The 19,656-nt window shown below is 39.0% G+C and carries 16 protein-coding genes; 11 read left to right on the forward strand and 5 right to left on the reverse strand.

Translation table 11 applies throughout. The features are described 5' to 3' along the window. A complete protein-coding gene (locus AACZ88_RS12770; RefSeq protein WP_339710855.1) occupies window positions 1–2,250 on the reverse strand; it encodes a gliding motility-associated C-terminal domain-containing protein in 2,250 nt (749 codons plus the stop codon). A gap of 287 nt (window positions 2,251–2,537) precedes the next feature. Between AACZ88_RS12770 and AACZ88_RS12775 the strand changes: the two genes are divergently transcribed. The 4 genes from AACZ88_RS12775 (at window position 2,538) to AACZ88_RS12790 (ending at window position 5,455) form a co-directional block, all read left to right on the forward strand. Further along, the gene (locus AACZ88_RS12775; protein ID WP_339710858.1) at window positions 2,538–4,220 is read left to right on the forward strand and encodes a glutamine--tRNA ligase/YqeY domain fusion protein; all 1,683 of its coding nucleotides are present in this window, start codon (window positions 2,538–2,540) and stop codon (window positions 4,218–4,220) included. Between the two features lie 339 nt (window positions 4,221–4,559). Further along, the gene (locus AACZ88_RS12780; RefSeq protein WP_339710861.1) at window positions 4,560–4,889 is read left to right on the forward strand and encodes a YtxH domain-containing protein; all 330 of its coding nucleotides are present in this window, start codon (window positions 4,560–4,562) and stop codon (window positions 4,887–4,889) included. A gap of 3 nt (window positions 4,890–4,892) precedes the next feature. Beyond that, a complete protein-coding gene (locus tag AACZ88_RS12785) occupies window positions 4,893–5,243 on the forward strand; it encodes a hypothetical protein (protein WP_339710863.1) in 351 nt (116 codons plus the stop codon). Beyond that, window positions 5,240–5,455, forward strand: a complete 216-nt coding sequence (locus AACZ88_RS12790) for a DUF6327 family protein (RefSeq protein WP_339710866.1) — start codon at window positions 5,240–5,242, stop codon at window positions 5,453–5,455. Before AACZ88_RS12785 ends, AACZ88_RS12790 begins: the two co-directional genes overlap by 4 nt. 80 nt (window positions 5,456–5,535) lie before the next feature. On the opposite strand, the gene AACZ88_RS12795 is transcribed toward AACZ88_RS12790, so the two are convergent. Together AACZ88_RS12795 and gltX are read right to left on the reverse strand one after the other, a co-directional pair. Next, window positions 5,536–6,456 (reverse strand): SPFH domain-containing protein, encoded by a 921-nt coding sequence (locus tag AACZ88_RS12795; RefSeq protein WP_339710869.1) that lies wholly within the window; start codon window positions 6,454–6,456, stop codon window positions 5,536–5,538. 219 nt (window positions 6,457–6,675) lie between these two features. Then, complete coding sequence (gene gltX / locus AACZ88_RS12800) at window positions 6,676–8,184, reverse strand: glutamate--tRNA ligase (protein WP_339710873.1); 1,509 nt, start codon at window positions 8,182–8,184, stop codon at window positions 6,676–6,678. A 174-nt stretch (window positions 8,185–8,358) separates the two neighbouring features. Here gltX and AACZ88_RS12805 point away from each other — a divergent pair, with 174 nt between their 5' ends. From AACZ88_RS12805 to AACZ88_RS12830, 6 genes are all read left to right on the forward strand, one after another. After that, a complete protein-coding gene (locus tag AACZ88_RS12805; RefSeq protein WP_339710876.1) occupies window positions 8,359–11,796 on the forward strand; it encodes a hypothetical protein in 3,438 nt (1,145 codons plus the stop codon). After that, window positions 11,789–12,208, forward strand: coding sequence for an rRNA maturation RNase YbeY (gene ybeY, locus AACZ88_RS12810; RefSeq protein WP_339710879.1), 420 nt, complete (start codon window positions 11,789–11,791; stop codon window positions 12,206–12,208). The genes AACZ88_RS12805 and ybeY overlap by 8 nt, the downstream gene beginning before the upstream one ends. Before the next feature lie 101 nt (window positions 12,209–12,309). Continuing rightward, window positions 12,310–14,178: a tRNA uridine-5-carboxymethylaminomethyl(34) synthesis enzyme MnmG gene (gene mnmG, locus AACZ88_RS12815; RefSeq protein WP_339710886.1), complete on the forward strand. Its 1,869-nt coding sequence runs from the start codon at window positions 12,310–12,312 to the stop codon at window positions 14,176–14,178. A gap of 234 nt (window positions 14,179–14,412) precedes the next feature. Then, window positions 14,413–14,976, forward strand: a complete 564-nt coding sequence (locus AACZ88_RS12820) for a hypothetical protein (protein ID WP_339710888.1) — start codon at window positions 14,413–14,415, stop codon at window positions 14,974–14,976. Beyond that, a complete protein-coding gene (locus AACZ88_RS12825; protein WP_339710891.1) occupies window positions 14,954–15,781 on the forward strand; it encodes a class I SAM-dependent methyltransferase in 828 nt (275 codons plus the stop codon). Before AACZ88_RS12820 ends, AACZ88_RS12825 begins: the two co-directional genes overlap by 23 nt. A gap of 296 nt (window positions 15,782–16,077) precedes the next feature. After that, window positions 16,078–16,584, forward strand: coding sequence for an OmpH family outer membrane protein (locus AACZ88_RS12830; protein ID WP_339710894.1), 507 nt, complete (start codon window positions 16,078–16,080; stop codon window positions 16,582–16,584). 63 nt (window positions 16,585–16,647) lie between these two features. Here the strand turns inward: AACZ88_RS12830 and AACZ88_RS12835 are convergent, their stop codons facing one another. Both AACZ88_RS12835 and holB read right to left on the reverse strand, forming a co-directional pair. Continuing rightward, entirely contained in the window at window positions 16,648–17,043 is a 396-nt protein-coding gene (locus AACZ88_RS12835) for a DoxX family protein (RefSeq protein WP_339710897.1), read from the reverse strand. Window positions 17,044–17,138: 95 nt separating this feature from the next. Next, window positions 17,139–18,290 (reverse strand): DNA polymerase III subunit delta', encoded by a 1,152-nt coding sequence (gene holB, locus AACZ88_RS12840; RefSeq protein WP_339710899.1) that lies wholly within the window; start codon window positions 18,288–18,290, stop codon window positions 17,139–17,141. Between the two features lie 113 nt (window positions 18,291–18,403). Here holB and AACZ88_RS12845 point away from each other — a divergent pair, with 113 nt between their 5' ends. After that, window positions 18,404–19,594 carry a phosphoglycerate kinase gene (locus tag AACZ88_RS12845; RefSeq protein ID WP_339710902.1) on the forward strand — a complete coding sequence of 397 codons (1,191 nt, stop codon included), beginning with the start codon at window positions 18,404–18,406 and terminating at the stop codon, window positions 19,592–19,594. Window positions 19,595–19,656: the final 62 nt, after the last annotated feature.

Genomic DNA, 19,656 nt, shown 5'->3' on the forward strand with positions numbered 1-19,656 from the left:
TTATCTGATAACGGTTATCGTACCTTGTTTTAAGGTTTCAGAGGCTTTCTTTATTATGTAATAGTATACCATGTTTTGTTTGGCAAATGAAGCAGATGATTCAGGCCAGTTGTTTTGATACCCCATTACGTTCAAGATTTCCATTCCTTTTGAATTGTAGATTATGACATTAATGTCCGATTTGTTCGAGTAAGAATTGGGTATGGTCCATTGGTCGTTGGATCCATCGCCATTTGGTGTGATTACATTGGGAACATTGAAGACGTCTAAATAAGAAGCATTGAATTGTTTGACGATTTCACAGTTTTCAACTTGTGCGACTAGAGTGTAAGTTCCTTCCGTTGTAAGATCGATTGAAGACGAATTTCCAATTTCGGTATTATCACTATTATACCAAGTATATCCTGTTCCTCCGTTTGCTGTTATTGTTTTGGTCGAACCCTCAGGGAAGACTACATCGTCACCTGAGTCTATAGTTATCAGGTCTTCATTTAATGAGGATATGTTAATTTCATTAGAGGTCAAGGGGCAGCCGTTTCTGTCAATAATTAATCGGTATGCTGCAGGTTCGGTAACTGTCAATTCTAAATCGGTGGAATTACTCATTGCAACACCATTTTTTACCCATTCGAAACTTTCACCGACTAGATTTGTTGAAGTGCTAATTGTGATGGCATCTGAAGCGCTGCAATAAATTATGTCTGTAGCACTAATGGTAAGCGTCTCACTCGACTTCAACGTTACTGATAGCGTATTTGACACGATGTTATGGGTGTCTATACTGGCATTCAATTGGTATACTCCATTTTCAGAAGTTTCGGTAAGGCTAATTGTTTTTGAGGTGGCCCCATCAACGTTGGAACCATCTTTAGACCATTGATACGAAAATGAGTCTGCCAAGTCGGCTGTTACGTCAGTTTTAACGCCGTCATCTGCCACAGCTTCTATAAGGGTTACCTCTGCCAATACATTATCATTGGCACAAGAGGTATACGCTGAGACATAGTTTATAGTAATTTCGAATGAACTTGGGGTGACAGCAGTAAAAGTTTCCGAGTTTTTCTTAGTTCCTGGACAAGTTCCTCCATTTTGCGTAACTTCTACATAGTATGAACCTTCTTCGGTGATTGTCAGCGTGTTTTGATTAGTACCTACCATGCTACCATTTCTATACCATTGAAAATTAGGGGTTGTAGCGGTTGTCGTAACGCTTAAGGTTTGGGGTTGTGATGGCAAGATGACCGTATTCACAGGGCTGGTCTGTGTAATTGTGAAGTTATCGGCATTGGTAATGGTTACTGGCGTAGATCTTTCGTTACAGATTCCCGTAGCTGAAATTTCGACTTGATAGTCGCCTTCAAAGGCAACGTTACTAGCGTCCACGGTATAGCTCGTGCCGGTTGCCCCTAACATTTTTTGGGTATCCTTATACCATTGGTAGCTCCAACTGGGGTCAGTACTGTCAATGCTTAATATCTCGGTGTCACCAACACACAATGAAGTTTTCGATGGTGCATTTATACCAACACCGATGCCGGTTGATCCAATGGTGACATCAACAAAATTGGAATCGGTATTACCTGAACCTGTACAATTGGGGCCGTAATAGATGAAGGCTTGATAAATTCCAGACTCGGAAACGGTCAATGTATGATTGGTTTCACCGTCTATAGGCGAACCACTCTTATACCAAATATACTGATAGGTTTCTGGATTAGCGATATTGTCCACTTGCAGGGTTATTGGATCTGTACTACATATTGTTCCTGGTGGGGTCCCACTACCATCATCACTGATGTTTATATTACTGGTTACATCCATATAATACATGCTGTATGCTGCAGAGGCTGTACTTGTACTTGCTGGGCTGGTACTTCTTACTCTTAATTTGTAACCTTCTCCGCGAGTTGTAGGTGGGATTGCAAATTCAAAACCTGGATTTTGTACAGCAGCATTATCACTACTTCTAGAGAGTTCGGTAGCCGAACTGAAACTGCCATTGGCGTCTGATAGTTCTAAAATGAATTCGTTTCCGACGTTTGGTGCACCGGCCCAACTGACTTTTGCATAATACTGGTTAAATCCGCCAACGCCCGCGCATATAATATTCCAGGGGTCGCTACCAGCAAGATTTGGATTATCTGCCGGCGTAGGAGCATTGATAATGATTTGACTTGATACACTAAGGGATGCCATTAAGAAAAATACGGGCATCAAAAATCGTACGTTGTAATGTAGTTTTGCTTTCATAAGTAGTCGTAGTTTAGGGGTCACTACAAGTTCTATCGTTTAGATTTGGGTCTTGATAAAACGTATAATTTGATTTAATCTCGGTGCGATATCTCTTTAAAACCGAACGAGACAGTCATTTCTACAGTATTCAATAACAAATATGAACTTTATATGCGGCACCGAAAATATAATGTTGTGGCACTGATTGAATATGTTGTGAAATAGAAGTATTTGTATGCTAAGGCGTTTGATGGGAATCTATTTGGGCATTTTCTTTACCTTTGTCTACCCTTAAAAGCAAATGCATGAATGAAGTAGGTGAGTCATTGAACTTTATAGAACATATTGTAGAGGAAGATCTACGCAACGGATATTCTGAAAAGGATTTACGATTTCGATTTCCGCCAGAGCCGAATGGATATTTGCATATAGGACATGCTAGTTCGATATGCTTGAATTTTGGTCTAGGGCTGCGGTACAATGCACCGGTTAATTTAAGGTTTGATGACACAAATCCGGCAAAGGAAGAGCAGGAGTACGTCGATGCCATAAAAAAGGATGTGGAATGGTTGGGATACAGTTGGGATACCGAACGGTATGCTTCGGACTATTTTCAACAGCTATACGACTGGGCGACAGCGCTTATTAAAGATGGAAAGGCATATGTTGATAGCCAATCTTCTGAAGAAATGGCTAAACAAAAAGGTACTCCGACAGAAGCAGGAGTTGACAGTCCTTTTCGAAACCGGACCGTAGCGGAAAATATAGCTTTATTCGAGGGAATGAAGCGCGGCGATTTTGCTGAGGGCACTCATGTTTTGAGAGCAAAAATTGATATGAAATCTAGTAACATGTTAATGCGCGACCCTATAATGTACCGGGTGTTACATAAGGAGCACCATCGAACAAATACCGATTGGTGTATTTATCCGATGTATGATTGGACGCACGGGGAGAGTGATTATATTGAACAGGTTTCGCACTCCCTTTGTACCTTAGAGTTTGCAATGCATCGAGAGTTATATGATTGGTTTTTGGATCAGGTAACGGATTCCAAAAGAATGCGCCCAAAACAACGGGAATTTGCGCGACGTAACTTAAGTCATACTGTGGTAAGCAAGCGGAAGCTTTTGCAACTGGTCGAGCAGAATGTAGTTAAGGGTTGGGACGATCCAAGAATGCCTACTATTTCGGGTATGCGCAGAAGGGGATTTACACCGGAATCTATTAAAAATTTCGTCAACACGATTGGCATTGCAAAAAGGGAGAACTTGATAGATGTTTCTCTTTTAGAGTTTCATGTGCGTGAACATTTGAACAAAATTGCACCAAGGGTAATGGGTGTTTTAAATCCTTTGAAGTTGGTTATTCTAAATTACGATGAGGGAGAGGAATGGTTAGAGGCGGAAAACAATCCGGAGGATGAATCAGCGGGCTTTAGAAAAGTACCTTTTTCAAAAGAACTATATATAGAGAAAGAAGATTTTAAAGAAGAGGCCAACCGAAAGTTCTTTAGATTGAAGTTGGGTGGCGAGGTAAGGCTTAAGAATGGTTATATTATAAAGGCAGAGAGCTGCACGAAAGATACCGATGGGAATATAATTGAAGTACAGTGTACTTATGATCCTAAAAGTAAAAGCGGCAGCGGGACAGCGGAGAGTTTAAGAAAGGTAAAAGGAACTTTACATTGGGTTTCGATTAAACATGCTGTTGAAGCTGAGGTGCGTTTATACGATAGATTGTTCACAGATGAAAGCCCCGACACACATAAAGATAAAGATTTTATGGAGTTTATTAATCCAGAATCATTAAAGGTCATCACAGGTTATTTGGAGCCGAGTCTTAAAAATGCTCAGATAGGTGATAGAGTTCAGTTTCAGCGACTGGGATATTTCTGTGTAGATCCCGATACAAGTTCGGAGAAATTGGTGTTTAATCGAACGGTCGGTTTGCGCGATGTATGGGCTAAAATTCAACAACGCACTTAGTATAGAAGTTTCTTATTGAATATAGATGTAAAATCACTAGTTTCTATTTATATACGCTTGTTTTAAGCGCTTGTGCGGGCAGATATTTTATTTTGCTTATGATAGGGTCGTTCTTCTTCTGTTGGCGCATGTGATGTTGCGAGAAATTTGTTTTTTGGGATTGGTGATGGAAGCGTCAAGATTTGGATTGATTGGATCAATTTCTTTCAAACTCATATTTTATTTTTGAGCATTAATTATCTTGAATATTTCATCGGGCTACTTTTAACCCATTGTTAACGCATTATTTGTATTTTCAAGATTATCTTAGAATGAATATTAATTTTTAAATAAGCGATTATGTCAAATGATAGTGGAAATGTTTTGTTGGCCCTTTTAACAGGAGCGGCAATTGGGGCCGGAGTAGGAATTTTGTATGCCCCGGAAAAGGGAATCAAAACGAGAAAGAATATAAAGAAAAAGGCTATTCAGGCAAAAGATGAAATCGCCACACGGGTTTCACATGCCACAGAGGAGCTGACAAGGACGGCTGATGCCAAAAAAGAGGATTTCGAGCGAAAGTTGGAAGATACTATTTCCAACATGAGTTATAAGGCTGACGATATTATTCTTACTTTGGAAAAAAAGTTGGAGGATTTAAGAAAGAAGAACGCACAACTTCAAAAGTAGCATATGGCTTTTGATGAAGTTAAAGAGAGTTTAAGCGAGGCTGAGGCCAGCATTAGATCGTATATTGATAGTAGCCAAGAATATTATAAGCTGAAGGGGTTTAAATTTTTGATGAGGGGTATCACCTCTTTTTCAAAAATCCTTTTGGTTGGTGTTGTGGCATTATTGGCTTTGCTCTTTCTTTCTTTTGCAGCATCTTATGGTATAGGTCAGGCTTTGAACAATACGTTTTATGGATTTTTGTGTGTTGGGTTATTTTATCTGCTGACAGGTATAATTCTTTATTTTACGCGTCACAAATTGAACAAACCACTGCTTAAGAAATTTTCCGAATTTTATTTTGATGATATATGAAGCACAAAAAATATACGTCGTTCAAAGAGATTGATAGTGACTTAAGAATTCTGGCGCTACAGCAAGAAGTTGATAAAGAAACGCTGAAACTAAATTTTAGAACAACGAAGAACAGCTTGTACCCAACAAGCCTTATGGGTGGATTTGGGGGAATAGTTCAAAAACTAGTGATTTCTTTCGTGGCAGGAAAGCTACTGAAGAAATTCAAATAGCGTTTGATTCGGATCTTGTATAATCTTGTATAATTTACAAAATGACCGGTATTTCTGAAGACACCGGCCATTTTTATATACTACTTTTTAGGGCTTTGTTTTTTCATTTGCTCGCCAATCATATTGCTTGCGGTGAAAGACGCTACCATATTGTTCAACATATCGCTTCCAGCTTGAGGGGAGTTGGGCAAAAGAATCAAATTGGTGTTCGTTTCTTCGCCTATTGATTGCAAAGTATCATAGTGTTGAGTTACCACAATCAATGCCGAAGCTTCTTGTGAATTGATTCCTACTTTATTAAGAACTTCAACCGATTCTTCCAATCCTCTTGCGATTTCACGACGTTGGTCGGCAATACCTTGCCCTTGTAAGCGCTTACTTTCAGCTTCTGCCTTGGCTTTTTCTACAATCAGAATACGGGCGGCATCTCCTTCGAACTGGGCGGCGATTTTTTCCCGTTCCGAAGCATTAATCCGGTTCATGGCTTCTTTTACCTGGGCATCAGGGTCGATATCGGTAACCAAGGTTTTTATTATGTCATATCCGTAGTCTAGCATTGCGTCCTGCAGCTCAGATTTAACGGCTATGGCAATATCATCCTTTTTGACAAAAACGTCGTCTAATTTCATTTTAGGTACTTCTGCACGAACAACATCGAATACATAGGAGGTTATCTGATCATGTGGATATTCCAACTTGTAAAATGCCTCGTAGACTTTTTCTTTTATGACGACATATTGAACGGAGACCTTCAATTTAACAAATACATCATCCAAGGTCTTTGTTTCTACAATAACGTCGAGCTGTTGAATTTTTAGGCCTAGTCGCGCTGCAATGCGATCTATCAAAGGGATTTTCATCTGTAATCCCGATTGTCGTATACTGTGAAACCTTCCGAAGCGTTCGACTATGACTGCCGTCTGTTGTTTTACAATAAAGAAGGAAGAAAATAGAACAATGGCTCCCAGAAAAATGATTGGTATTAAAAAAAAATTACCCATGGTGATAGTGTTTTATATTTATTAAAATGAATATAGTAAGACTTTACCATATCTGTAGCTTTTTCGCAAAGTTTGTTACAACCCAAGACAGATAAATGATAAGAAAAAAGCTAGGCCTATGGATATAAATAGGGGTATAATCCGATGCCATTTTACAGACCTTCCATATTGAGTACCGATAGGCCCAAATAAAAGTGATAGAAAATTAGCGTAGCCTTCTTAAGCTAGCAAGGTGAGGGCATTTTGAATTCGGGTTATGCTTTCTTTTTTACCGATCAATGCCATTATATCAAACAAATGCGGCCCTTTCATATCACCAACGATAACCAACCGCAAAGGGGGCATTACTTTTCCAAAGGAAAGTTCTTGCTCGGCAATCCAAGCTTTGACAACGGTTTCAACGTTCTCGGAACTAAAATCGTCTATGCCTTTCAAAATTAATGCGGATTGTTTCATGATTGACCGAGTGTCTTCTTTCCACTGTTTTTTGACGGCTTTTTCGTTGTAAGATTTCGGTGCTTGAAAAAAGTAGTCGGAAAGGTGCCAGAAATCGGAGACAAAAGTTGCCCGCTCCTTAATAAGCGAGACTATGTTTTCAATAAAATCGTTATTGTGACTTTCATTGAGAATTCCCTTTTGAGTTAAAGTGGCCTTAAAAAGCTGAGCTAGTTCCGAGTTACTTTTCTCTTGTAAATAGTGCTGATTGTACCACTTAGTTTTTTCTGGGTCGAAACGAGCCCCTGATTTATTTACCCGCTCTAGACTGAATGACTGTACCAATTGGTTTAAACTAAACAGTTCTTGTTCGGTACCTGGGTTCCAGCCGAGTAGTGCCAGAAAATTGACAACGGCTTCTGGAAAATAGCCAGTTTCACGATACCCTTTGGAATCGTTCCAGGATAGGGGAAAGACCGGAAACCCTAATTTATCACCATCTCTTTTGCTGAGCTTTCCTTTTCCCACAGGCTTCATTATTAAAGGCAAGTGCGCAAATACTGGCGCTCTCCATTCGAAAGCATCATAGAGTTGTTGATGTAGCGCTAATGAAGGCAACCATTCTTCCCCCCGAATTACATGTGTAATTTGCATTAAATGATCATCTACAATATTAGCGAGATGGTAGGTGGGCATGCCGTCGCTTTTAAAAAGTACTTTATCATCCAAAATATTGGTGTCAATCTCCATGTTACCACGGATGATATCACTTAAGTGCAATTTTTCATCAGGAGGGGTCAAAAAGCGAATTACAAAGTCTTCACCAGAATCGATGCGCTTTTCAACTTCCTCGGGCATTAAAGACAAGGAATTGTCCAACTTTAAGCGATTGTGCCAGTTATAAATAAAGGTTTTGCCTTTTGCTTCATGGTCTTTTCGGTGAAAATCCAAGTTTTCACTGGTATCAAAGGCATAGTAGGCTTTTCCCTTTTGTATGAGTTGCTCGGCATATTTTTTGTACAAATGTTTTCGTTCACTCTGACGATAAGGACCAAAGCTTTTATCTTTACCCGGACCTTCATCAAAGGGGATACCACACCAATTTAGGGCTTCGATAATATATTCTTCTGCACCGGACACATAGCGGTTCTGATCGGTATCTTCAATTCTGAGGATGAAATCGCCCCCGTTTTTTTTGGCAAAGAGATAGTTGAAGAGTGCTGTTCGAACCCCACCTATATGAAGCGGTCCTGTCGGGCTAGGGGCAAATCGAACACGTACTTTTTGTGACATAATTGACGTTTATAGGCAAAGATAACGCTTGTCTCTTTTTAGGAATCATGGAAACTAGGCTTTTTAACAATTTTTTGTTACTTAAATCTGACACAACAACTATATTGGTACTGTGTGCGTTTTAATTTATGAATTTTGAATATTAATTGGTTAATGCCATAAAGGGTAATTGTATTGAACAGTTATAATAATATACTGGGTAAACTGAACAATTTTACGAAGAAGCATTATACCAAAATGCTTATAAAGGGAACTTTGTTGTTCTTTGCTTTTGGTATTTTGTGTCTTTTAATAGTCCTTGGACTGGAATATTTTTTATGGCTTAATTCCACAGGCCGTTTGTTTTTATTCTTGTTTTTTATTGGGGTGGAGGGTTTTCTGTTGTTCAATTTTATTGCCGTACCCTTGTTTTATCTTTTTAAGCTGAAACGGGGAATTACGAATAAAGAGGCATCTTTACTTATTGGAAAGCATTTTCCCGAGGTCGGGGACAAGTTGTATAATTTATTGGATTTGGCTGAAGATGAAAGTCGCTCTGAACTTTTGTTGGCAAGCATTGAACAGCGATCTAAAAACTTAAGCGCAGTACCTTTTGCTAGGGCTGTAGATTTAAGAGAAAACATTAAATATTTGAAGTATTTATTGGGGCCTGGTTTGGTATTTGGGTTGATTTGGATATCTGGCGATCTCGTTTCTTTTTTCCACTCTTTTGATCGTATGGTACACTATGATTTGGCCTATGAACAGCCGGCTCCGTTTACATTTACATTGCTATCAAGTGATTTAAGTGTTCTTGATGACAAATCATATACGATTTTGGTTGACACTGAAGGGACTGTTCGACCGGCCTCTGTATATATTAATATTAATGGTAAGTTGTCTTTGTTACAAGAATCCAATGGTGTTTTTTCACACACTGTCAAACCCCCGTTAAAGAGTTTTAAATTTAGTTTTAGTGCCAATGATGTAGTGTCGAAAGAATACGAATTAAAGGTGTTGAAAACACCTGTTATTCAAGATTTTATAATGGAACTGAATTTTCCCAATTATACAAATAGACCTTCAGAAGTTTTAAAAGGTACGGGGAATGCTAATTTTCCTGAGGGAACAGAGGTTTCTTGGAAAATTAGAGGACAAAATACGGGAACAATAAATTTGGTTTCCCGGGATACCACTTTCACCTTTGTACCCAAAGATTCGTTGTTTGTGCTGTCAAAAAGTATTTATACTGATTTTCAATATGAACTATTAACCTCCAATCGAAACATCAAGAATTATGAAAGGTTGGAGTTTCGGTTTGAAGTAATCAAAGACGCATATCCTAAGATTAAGGTGGATCAAGTGCGTGATTCTTTAAACCCTAACATTTCGTATTATTTAGGTGAAGCCTCTGATGATTATGAATTAAGCAGTATAAAGTTAGTTTATTTCCCTACGGAAGATCCGGAAAGACAACAGATTTTAAGCCTAGTAGAAACTGCTTCTAATTTCAATAAGTTTTACTACACCTTTCCTTCAGGGTTGAATTTGAAGACGGATACTGATTATAGTTTTTATTTTCAAGCCACTGATAATGATGGTATTAGGGGTGGTAAAACATCCAAAAGTAAGGTTTTTTCATTGACTTTGTTGAGTGATGACCAATTGAGGAATAGAGAGCTTGATATGCAGGGGACCATCATCGGTGGTATGGATGAATCTTTAGAAAAATTCAAGGAACAGGAACAGGTTTTAAAAGAAATTAATAAATCACAGAAAGAGAAAAGCCAACTCAACTTTAATGACCAGAGCCAGATTAAAAATTTTCTTAAAAAACAGCGGCAACAAGAAGGCATGATGGAGAAGTTCAGCAAACAATTAAAGGAAAATCTGAATAGGGTTGAAACTAGCAATAGGGATAATAGATTATTGCAAGAACGTTTGGAGCGTCAGGAAATCGAGGCACGAAAAAATCAGAAACTGTTAGAGGAGCTTCAAAAAATAGCAACCAAGATTGATAAGGAAGAGTTGGCCAAACGTTTAGAAGAACTTGGTAAAAAGCAACGTAATAGTGAACGCGGGCTTGAACAGTTATTAGAGTTGACGAAGCGTTATTATGTTAGTGAAAAGGCGGCACAGTTGGCTAAAGACCTCGCAAAGATGGCAGAACGCCAAGAGATTTTGTCTGAATTGAAAATTGGCAAAGATTTTTCGGAGAAAGAGCAAAAGAAGCTGAATGTAGATTTCAAAGAGTTTTCAGACCAAATGCGGGAGTTGGAAAGGGACAATGAAGTTTTAAAGAAACCCATGGATTTTAAGGGAGACTTACTTAAGGAGCAGTCTATAAAGGATGATCAGCAAGAAGCACTTGAGGAAATTAATAAGCACCAAGGCATAGAGAATGCATCAGATAATAAAGAGCAGGAAAAAAGTGGAGACAAGGCGAAGCAGAAGCAGAAATCCGCTGCGGAAAAGATGAAAGAGATGGCTGAGGATTTAAAGCAGAATTCCGCTGCCGGTAGTTCTGGCTCTTCAGTGGCAGAGGATGCAGAAATGTTGCGACAAGTTCTAGATAACTTGATTATTTTTTCCTTTAGGCAGGAGAATCTTTATGATAATATGAATGATGTCGACGTAGACATTTCACATTTTTCGACCACGGTTCGGAAGCAGCAAGAGTTAAGACGTTTATTTGAACACGTTGATGATAGTCTTTTTGCACTTTCTCTGAGGCAGGCTGAGCTTTCAGAATTGGTCAATGAACAAATCACGGAGGTCTATTTTAATATTGATAGATCTTTGGAACGTATAGCTGATGGACAAATTGATCGAGGTGCTTCTCATCAAAAATATGTGCTGAATGCGTCTAATATTTTGGCTGATTTTTTAGCTAGAATGCTTGATAATATGCAGCAAAGTATGAAGATGGGACAGGGAAAGGGTCAGAGTCAAGATTTTCAATTAGCTGATATTATAAAGAAACAGGGTGAGTTGAAAGAGAAGATGGAGGGAATGAGGCAATCTGGAAAAGGTAAGCCCAAACACGGGGAAGGTGAGGGTTCAAATGGAAATGGAAAAAAGGAAGGAAAAAAAGGAGATGGCGGAGAAGGGGACAGGGGTAAGGAAGGAAATGGAGAAGGGGCTGGAAAGTTAGGTCAAGAAGGTAAAGGGGCTTCTGGAAGTCAGGAAGGAGGTTTAACAGGACCCGGTGAGAACGAGTTGAAGGAAATGTATGAGATTTATAAACAGCAGCAGATGCTACGGGATAAGCTGGAGCTGCAATTGAATGATATGATTGAAAGTTCAGACAGAAAGTTAGGGGAAAAATTGGTGCGTCAAATGGAGGATTTTCAGAATGATTTACTTGAAAATGGTGTAACACAGTCGGGTTTAGAAAAGATGAATACGATAGAGTATGAACTTTTAAAATTGGAAAATGCTGCAATGAAGCAGGGTAAAAAGAATGAACGGGAAAGCAATTCAAACCTTAAGGAGTATCAGAACCCGATATTGGTTAGGCCGGAGTTCTTAAAGAATTATCGAAAAGAAATAGAGATTTTAAATCGAGAGGCATTACCTTTGCGGCCGAATTTTCAGGATAGAGTCAAAGAATATTTCAGGAACAATGATTGAGTATCATTATGAAACGGAGTTCAAATTGGAATCGGAAACCAACTTTTCCGATTGGATAAGTAGGTTATTGCAATCGGAACAGGCCATTCTGGGCCATTTGAATTATATTTTTTGTTCCGATGATTATCTGTTGAAAATTAATCAACAGTACTTGTTACACAGCGACTTTACCGATATTATAACTTTTGACTATTCAGAAGGGAAAACGATTTCTGGGGATGTTTTTATTTCTGTTGATAGAGTGAGAGATAATGCAGGTGCTTTTGGTGTTTCGTTTAGCGACGAAATACTGCGTGTGATGGCTCACGGCATACTTCACCTTTTGGGATTTGGTGATAAGTCTGAGGAGGAAAGCAGGATGATGCGGTTGAAAGAAGAGGAAAAAATGAAATTGTTCCACGTGGAACAATAAACGTTTATGAGAGACGTTGCAGGTTTTTTTGGCCTGTTTGATTTCGCACGGCCCACCTCTTTATAACAAAATTGAATGATGATCAATAAAATATACTGAATATGTTCGCAGAGGAATATGATATAATAGTGGTAGGGGGTGGACATGCGGGTGCTGAAGCTGCGGCTGCGGCTGCCAATATGGGCTCCAAAACTTTATTGGTTACCATGAATTTGCAGAATATCGGACAGATGTCTTGCAATCCTGCCATGGGAGGAATAGCAAAGGGACAAATAGTAAGGGAAATTGATGCGCTTGGTGGATATAGTGGAATTGTTACTGACAAATCTGCAATTCAGTTCAAGATGTTGAATAAATCCAAGGGTCCTGCGATGTGGAGTCCGCGCGCCCAAAATGATCGTATGAGGTTTGCTGAAGAATGGCGTTTAGCATTAGAGGGTACTCCCAAAGTTGATTTTTACCAAGAAATGGTTAATGGACTCCTTGTTCGGGATGGTCGTGTCATTGGTGTTAAAACTTCTTTGGGTATCGAAATTAAATCTAAGGCCGTTGTTTTGACAAACGGAACCTTTTTAAATGGACTTATCCATATTGGGGATCGGCAACTTGGGGGCGGCCGTGCTGGAGAAAAGGCGTCTACAGGTATTACGGAACAATTGGTGGATCTTGGCTTTGAAAGTGGTAGAATGAAGACAGGAACACCTCCTAGGGTCGATGGACGTTCGCTGAATTATGCTGTAATGATTCCTCAGCCCGGTGATGAGATCCCTGAGAAATTTTCTTATTTAGACACACCGGTTTTAAAGGCCCAGCGTGAATGTCATATGACCCACACGAGTAGATTGGTGCACGATTTACTACGTGAGGGGTTTGACCGTTCGCCTATGTTTAACGGAAGAATAAAGAGTATTGGTCCTAGATACTGCCCTTCAATTGAGGATAAAATTAATCGCTTCGCCGATAAAGATAGTCACCAGCTTTTTGTTGAACCTGAGGGGTGGAATACTGTGGAGGTATATGTCAATGGGTTTTCCACTTCTTTGCCCGAGGATATCCAGTTTAAAGCCCTTCGTTCTGTAAAGGGATTTGAGAATGTGAAATTTTTTAGACCTGGCTACGCGATAGAATATGACTATTTTCCGCCAACACAATTGAAACATACTCTGGAAACTAAATTGGTCGATAACTTATATTTTGCTGGTCAAATTAATGGGACTACAGGGTATGAAGAGGCTGCGTCACAAGGATTGATGGCTGGCATAAATGCTCATCAAAAGATATACGGTTTAGACCCGTTTATCTTGCAAAGGGACGAGGCATATATTGGTGTTTTGATTGATGATCTCATTACCAAAGGAACCGAGGAGCCTTATCGGATGTTTACTTCTAGGGCAGAGTATCGAACACTGCTTCGTCAAGACAATGCGGATTTGCGATTAACGCCAAAGAGTTTTGAATTAGGCTTGGCTAAAGAAAATCGGCTTCGAAGAATGGAAGAGAAGGAGCGAAAGTCCAATGCTTTTGTTAGTTTTTTTAAAAAGACGAGTGTTTTGCCGGAAGATATCAATCCAATTCTCGAAGGTTTAAATTCTTCATTGGTGAAGCAATCTGATAAAATGTTTAAGGTGTTTTCAAGACCAAAAGTCTCGATGAATGATATGCTTCAGTTGGAATCCGTTATGAATTATGTAGAAGAAAATAGTCTTGGGCGGGAGGTGTTGGAACAGGCGGAGATTCAAGTCAAGTATGCTGGTTATATCGAAAAGGAAAAGAATAATGCTGACAAATTACAACGCCTGGAAAACGTTAAGATTCCAGATAACTTTGACTACTCCAAGCTCAAATCCTTGTCGTTTGAGGCCAGGGAGAAGTTGGCTGCAATACGGCCTGTTACTATTGCTCAGGCTGCAAGGGTAAGTGGTGTCAACCCTTCCGATATTAGTGTTTTATTGGTCTTCCTGGGTAGGTGACTTAATGTGTTCCACGTGGAACACATTCGTTTTTGAATCTCTTTAGAAGACTTTTCTTAAAAGCATCATCTCGATTTATTGTTTCTTTTTATAGAAAAAGGAAGAGGTGACCATGCAAATGACTGTCTGGTAATTATTCAAGACATTTCTTTGTAGCGTTTTTCTTTTGAGAGGAGTGTAAAATTGGTGTGATTTTTGATATTGCTCTTTTTTAAGTATCAAACCAACTTTCGAATGCGTTACTTTCTTTCTGTAATTGGCCTGTTTTTTTTACTACAGTCTTTTTATTCTTGTATTCCTGTTCGCATCGCACCGACCATAAGAGATTACAAGGTGGTGAAGGGTAAAAAGTTTAAAAGAAATTTGTCAAGGCGCAAGATGTTTGTCTTCGGTGACCCCAAACCATCAAATCACTTTTATAATTACGTGAACACTAAGTTTCAACTTAATGACGAAAATGTTTACGACGATGTGCCGTTTCTAATTAAAGGTAATCAATATTTTTTTGCGTTTTATGAAATTGAAATTTCCGATAAAACCTTAAATCTAGTTCCAGGATTAACGAATGCCCTTGCGAACAAACTTGCCAATAGTGAAGGTGATGAAGAATATTTTAGTGGTCAAGATGTGTTAAGGAGGCAGAACTGGTATATTGCTATTGAGGTTTATTCAGATTCCGAAAAAGATTGTTTGAATACAAATTCATTTTCGAGAGCGGCAGTTTTAAAGTATCTTTCGGAACTTAAAAATGAGTATCTCGCTACCCATAATTACAATGAAGTCATATTTAAAAACTAAAGACTATTCCGTAAGTAAAGAAGATTTTGAACTCGTACAGCATCCAGAGTTGGAAATGTTAATGACTAAACCTCAACCAAAGGATATTGAACGGTATTATGAGAGCGAAAATTATATTTCCCATTCCGATTCGAGGAAATCACTGCTTGAAAAAACCTACCAATTTGTTAAAAGGGTGACTTTGTTCCAAAAGGTAAAATTGGTCGATCGTTATGTTCAAGATGATAAATCTATTTTGGATATTGGCGCTGGCACCGGGGATTTTTTATTTGCTGCGGCCCAGAAGGGTTGGACGATTTCAGGAGTAGAGCCTAACTCAGAGGCTAGAAAAAGGGCATTTCAAAAATCTGTTGTTTTATCTTCTGATATAGAATCTGTCATGCATAGAAAATATAAAGTGATTACTTTATGGCATGTATTGGAACATTTATCGGACCTCGAGAACCAAATCTTGAAAATGATATCACTTTTGGAAGAAAGAGGTGTTTTGGTCGTAGCCGTGCCTAATTTTAATTCTTATGATGCTAAATATTACCAAGAATATTGGGCGGCCTACGATGTGCCTAGACATCTTTGGCACTTCTCTAGAAACGCAATAAAAAAACTATTTCATAAACATGGAATGGAGGTGGTCGAAACGCGCCCCATGGTTTTTGATTCATTCTATGTTTCGCTCTTGTCCGAAAAATATAAAACTGGGAAGACAAATTATTTAAGAGCCTTTCAAGTTGGTTTGCGCTCGAACATTAATGCTTGGAGCACCAAAGAGTATTCATCACTGATTTATGTGCTGAAAAAAGCATAATTTCTTATTTTAAGCCGTTTTAAAAGACTCTAAGGGCTTTGGCGTAACAATGGGTATTAAAAAACCAAATTATTCATTAAACGAGCGCATATACGCCTCTTGTTAATAGGACATATCAATCAACATTTTGTTTTACTATAATAAATGTTTATTATTATTGGTTTCTGAATAATTCGTGTTGTGAACCACCTTTTTATTAAAACGATTCCCTTAGTATCAATTCCAAAAAGCTTTCCTATTTTTGCGCCACAAAAAAAACAGATTTTCCTAATTAGAGAATTAAAAAACAAAAAAACATGAAAAAATTATTTTTGACCCTATTGGTCTTGGGGATACTTTCTTGTGAACAAAGTAAAATCGGTTATGTAGACAATGTAAAACTGATGGATGATTATCAAGAAAAAATTGATGTAGAGGCCAAGTTTAAGGTCAAAGCCGATGCATTGGCGAAAAAGAGAGACAGTATTTCGCAGGCATTTCAAATGGAGGCTCAAGCGTTTCAAGCAAAAGCTCAGAAAATGGCCCAGCAAAAAGCTCAGGAAGAATATGGTCAAATGCAACAACGCGGGCAACTTATCGGCCAACAATTGCAGCAAGAAGACCAGCAGCTACAATCTGAAGGTCAGATTCAGATGGATAGCATTGTTAGCAAGGTAAAAAGCGAGATATCAGCATATGGTAAAGCCAATGGTTATACCTACATTCTTGGAGGAGGACAGGGCGGCAGTGTACTTTATGGTACAGATGCAAATGACCTTACCGATGAAATTGTCAAGATACTTAACGAAAAGTATAAAAAATAAACAGCCTTTTAGTTTGTATGTATTTAGGCCCCGATTCTTTAAGAGTCGGGGCTTTTTAGTTCATCATTGTAGAATATAGACCAAAAATATGGCAGGGATAAAGTAAACCGCTATAGTTTTTGCTCCTTCATAATCTTTTACCATTCGTTGGCCAAACAAAAGCATCAATAAGGCTAGGCACGATAAAGTGGCTCCGTATAGTGCTATTGAGCTTTTCCCCATAATCACAATTTGATAGAGGCCAACCGCACATAAAATACCGGCAACCACTTCGGTTATAAGTACGGTACCCAGCAATAAGGGTACGAAGCTTTCCAACGGCGAACCTTTAAAATGCTCCTTTAGCCAAGATAGATTGCCATTCCAATCAAATGTTTTATCAATTCCACTCTGCAAAAAGGTTATTATTAAAAATAGGAGTAAAAGGATTTCGGTAGCCCTGCTTAGTAAGTGTTCCATACTATTTAATTTTTGGGTTGGTACTATGGGTTATAGGTGATGACCGAAATAATTTAAAAAGTTATTTCTAAGCCAACTAATCTCAAAAAAACAATCTATGCTGCCTTTTTATGCAACAATCGGGTTAGCTTGATCGAGAGATCGGTCAAAATTATTTTTGAATTTCCGTTGCGTTCAATATGATATATAGCATCTTCAAGCTCTTGCACAATGTTTACGATATTATTCTCGTGAACAAAAGGGGCAAATTTTTCCAACTGAAAACCGTCTACATGTATTTGCATATACGCCAGGTTGGAAGCTTTAAAGTTAATGAGCATAGCTTGGCGCATCAGAACCAAACAGTAATGTAAAAATTTCTTTTGGGTTTCACGCCCCGTTTTTGCAACTTCTTCACTCCACAGAATAAGGTCGTGAATGGCGGCCTTGTTGCCCTTTGCTTTAAAGGCACTTCGTACCCACTGAACGAACCATTTTTCGAAGACAAGATCTTCTGAATCTTGGTTCATCAAATCCAAGGCCTTGTTGAAATTGCCATTGGCCTCATGAGCAAGACGAAGGGCTTCCTCCCTTGTGGCACCTTTCTCAACCAACGCGTTTGCCATGGCCTCTTCCGCCAAGGGGGGGAAATGTAATAGTTGGCAACGTGAACGGATGGTTTGCAGAATTTGTTCTTCATCCTCTGCAATCAGAAGAAAAACGGTCTTTTCCGGGGGCTCCTCAATAAGTTTAAGTAGTTTATTGGCCGAGGAGGGGTGCATTTTTTCGGCCATCCACACAAGCATCACCTTATAACCCCCTTCATATGCCTTCAAAGAGAGCTTTTTAACAATGTCTTGAGCTTCGTCGACACCAATTTGGCCTTGCTTTTTTTCAATACCGATCATTTGGTACCAATCAAAAAGATTTCCATAGGGTTGTTCCGCTACAAACTGCCTCCATTCTTGCATGTAGTGGTCGCTTACAGGATTTTTTTTAATCTTTTCTGAGGTGGCTACCGGAAATGCAAAATGCATATCCGGGTGAGAAAGAGTGTTGAATTTGGCATTGCAGGTCTGGTTAGCGCCTTGGTTTTCACCTCCCTCGTTCGAGCAGATGAGGTATTGGGCATAGGCAAGTGCCATGGGCAGCGCTCCACACCCTTCAGGTCCGATAAATAACTGGGCATGAGGAATGCGCCCCATATCGGCACTTTGAGCCAAATGATTTTTAATGTGGGAGAGCCCTAAAACATCGTTGAACAACATGCTTCAAATATAGGATATTTAGAGAAATACTACCTCCAAACAAATTAAAACGCGACCCTCTTCCTCTAAACAACATAAATCTTTACATTTGATCTTATCTAAAAAACGACCCTATGAAAACTATTGATGATATCAATTTTAAAAATAAGAAGGCATTGATTCGAGTCGATTTCAATGTGCCTCTTGATGACGATTTTAAAGTAACGGACACCAATCGTATTGAAGCCGCAAAACCCACCATTATAAAAGTACTTGAAGATGGTGGAAGTGCGATACTAATGAGTCATCTAGGAAGGCCGAAAGGGGAAAGCAACCCAGACTTTTCATTACGGCATATAGTTGATAAGGTTTCTGAAATTATAGGGGTTCAAGTAAAATTTGTGGAAGATTGTGTCGGAGAAAGTGTGGAGAAAGCAGTTGCTGAATTGAAATCTGGAGAGGTGTTATTGTTAGAGAATCTACGGTTTCACGCCGGCGAGGAAAAAGGCGACAAAAATTTTGCTGAACAACTTTCACAAATGGGGAATATCTATGTTAATGACGCTTTCGGAACCGCACATAGGGCACATGCCTCTACAACCATTGTGGCTCAATTCTTTCCTGAAAACAAGTGTTTTGGATACTTACTAGCCAAAGAAATAGAAGCAATTGAAAAAGTAATGCAAACTGGGGAAAAACCCGTATTGGCTATTTTAGGAGGGGCAAAAGTGTCCTCCAAGATTACGATAATAGAAAACATATTAGATAAAGTCAACCATTTGATTATAGGCGGGGGAATGACTTATACCTTTATTAAGGCACAAGGAGGGCAAGTAGGCGATTCAATTTGTGAAGATGATAAGATGGAATTGGCACTTGATATTTTAAAACAGGCCAAAGAAAAAGGAGTCGAAGTTCATATTCCTGTAGATGTTTTAGCGGCCAACGATTTTTCGAACGATGCCGAAACAAAAATATTACCTGTTGGTAATATTCCCGACGGATGGCAAGGCCTCGATGCAGGCCCCGAAACACTAAAGCAGTTTAAAGAAGTAATTCTAAAATCAAAAACCATACTGTGGAACGGTCCCGTAGGTGTTTTTGAAATGGAAAACTTTGCCAAAGGTACTATAGCGGTAGGTAATTTTATTGATGAAGCAACTAGAAACGGCGCCTTTTCACTTGTGGGCGGGGGAGATTCGGTTGCTGCGGTCAAGCAATTCGGATTTGAAAAAAAGGTTAGTTATGTTTCGACCGGAGGGGGTGCCATGCTAGAAAGTCTTGAAGGAAAAACCTTACCGGGGATCGCTGCAATAATCGATTAATAAAGGCGTTATCGCTAAACAGACCAGCAGGTCATCAGGGGAAAGCCCAAGAAACAAAAATT

The organism is uncultured Kriegella sp., from assembly GCF_963975415.1.
Classification (GTDB): domain Bacteria; phylum Bacteroidota; class Bacteroidia; order Flavobacteriales; family Flavobacteriaceae; genus Kriegella.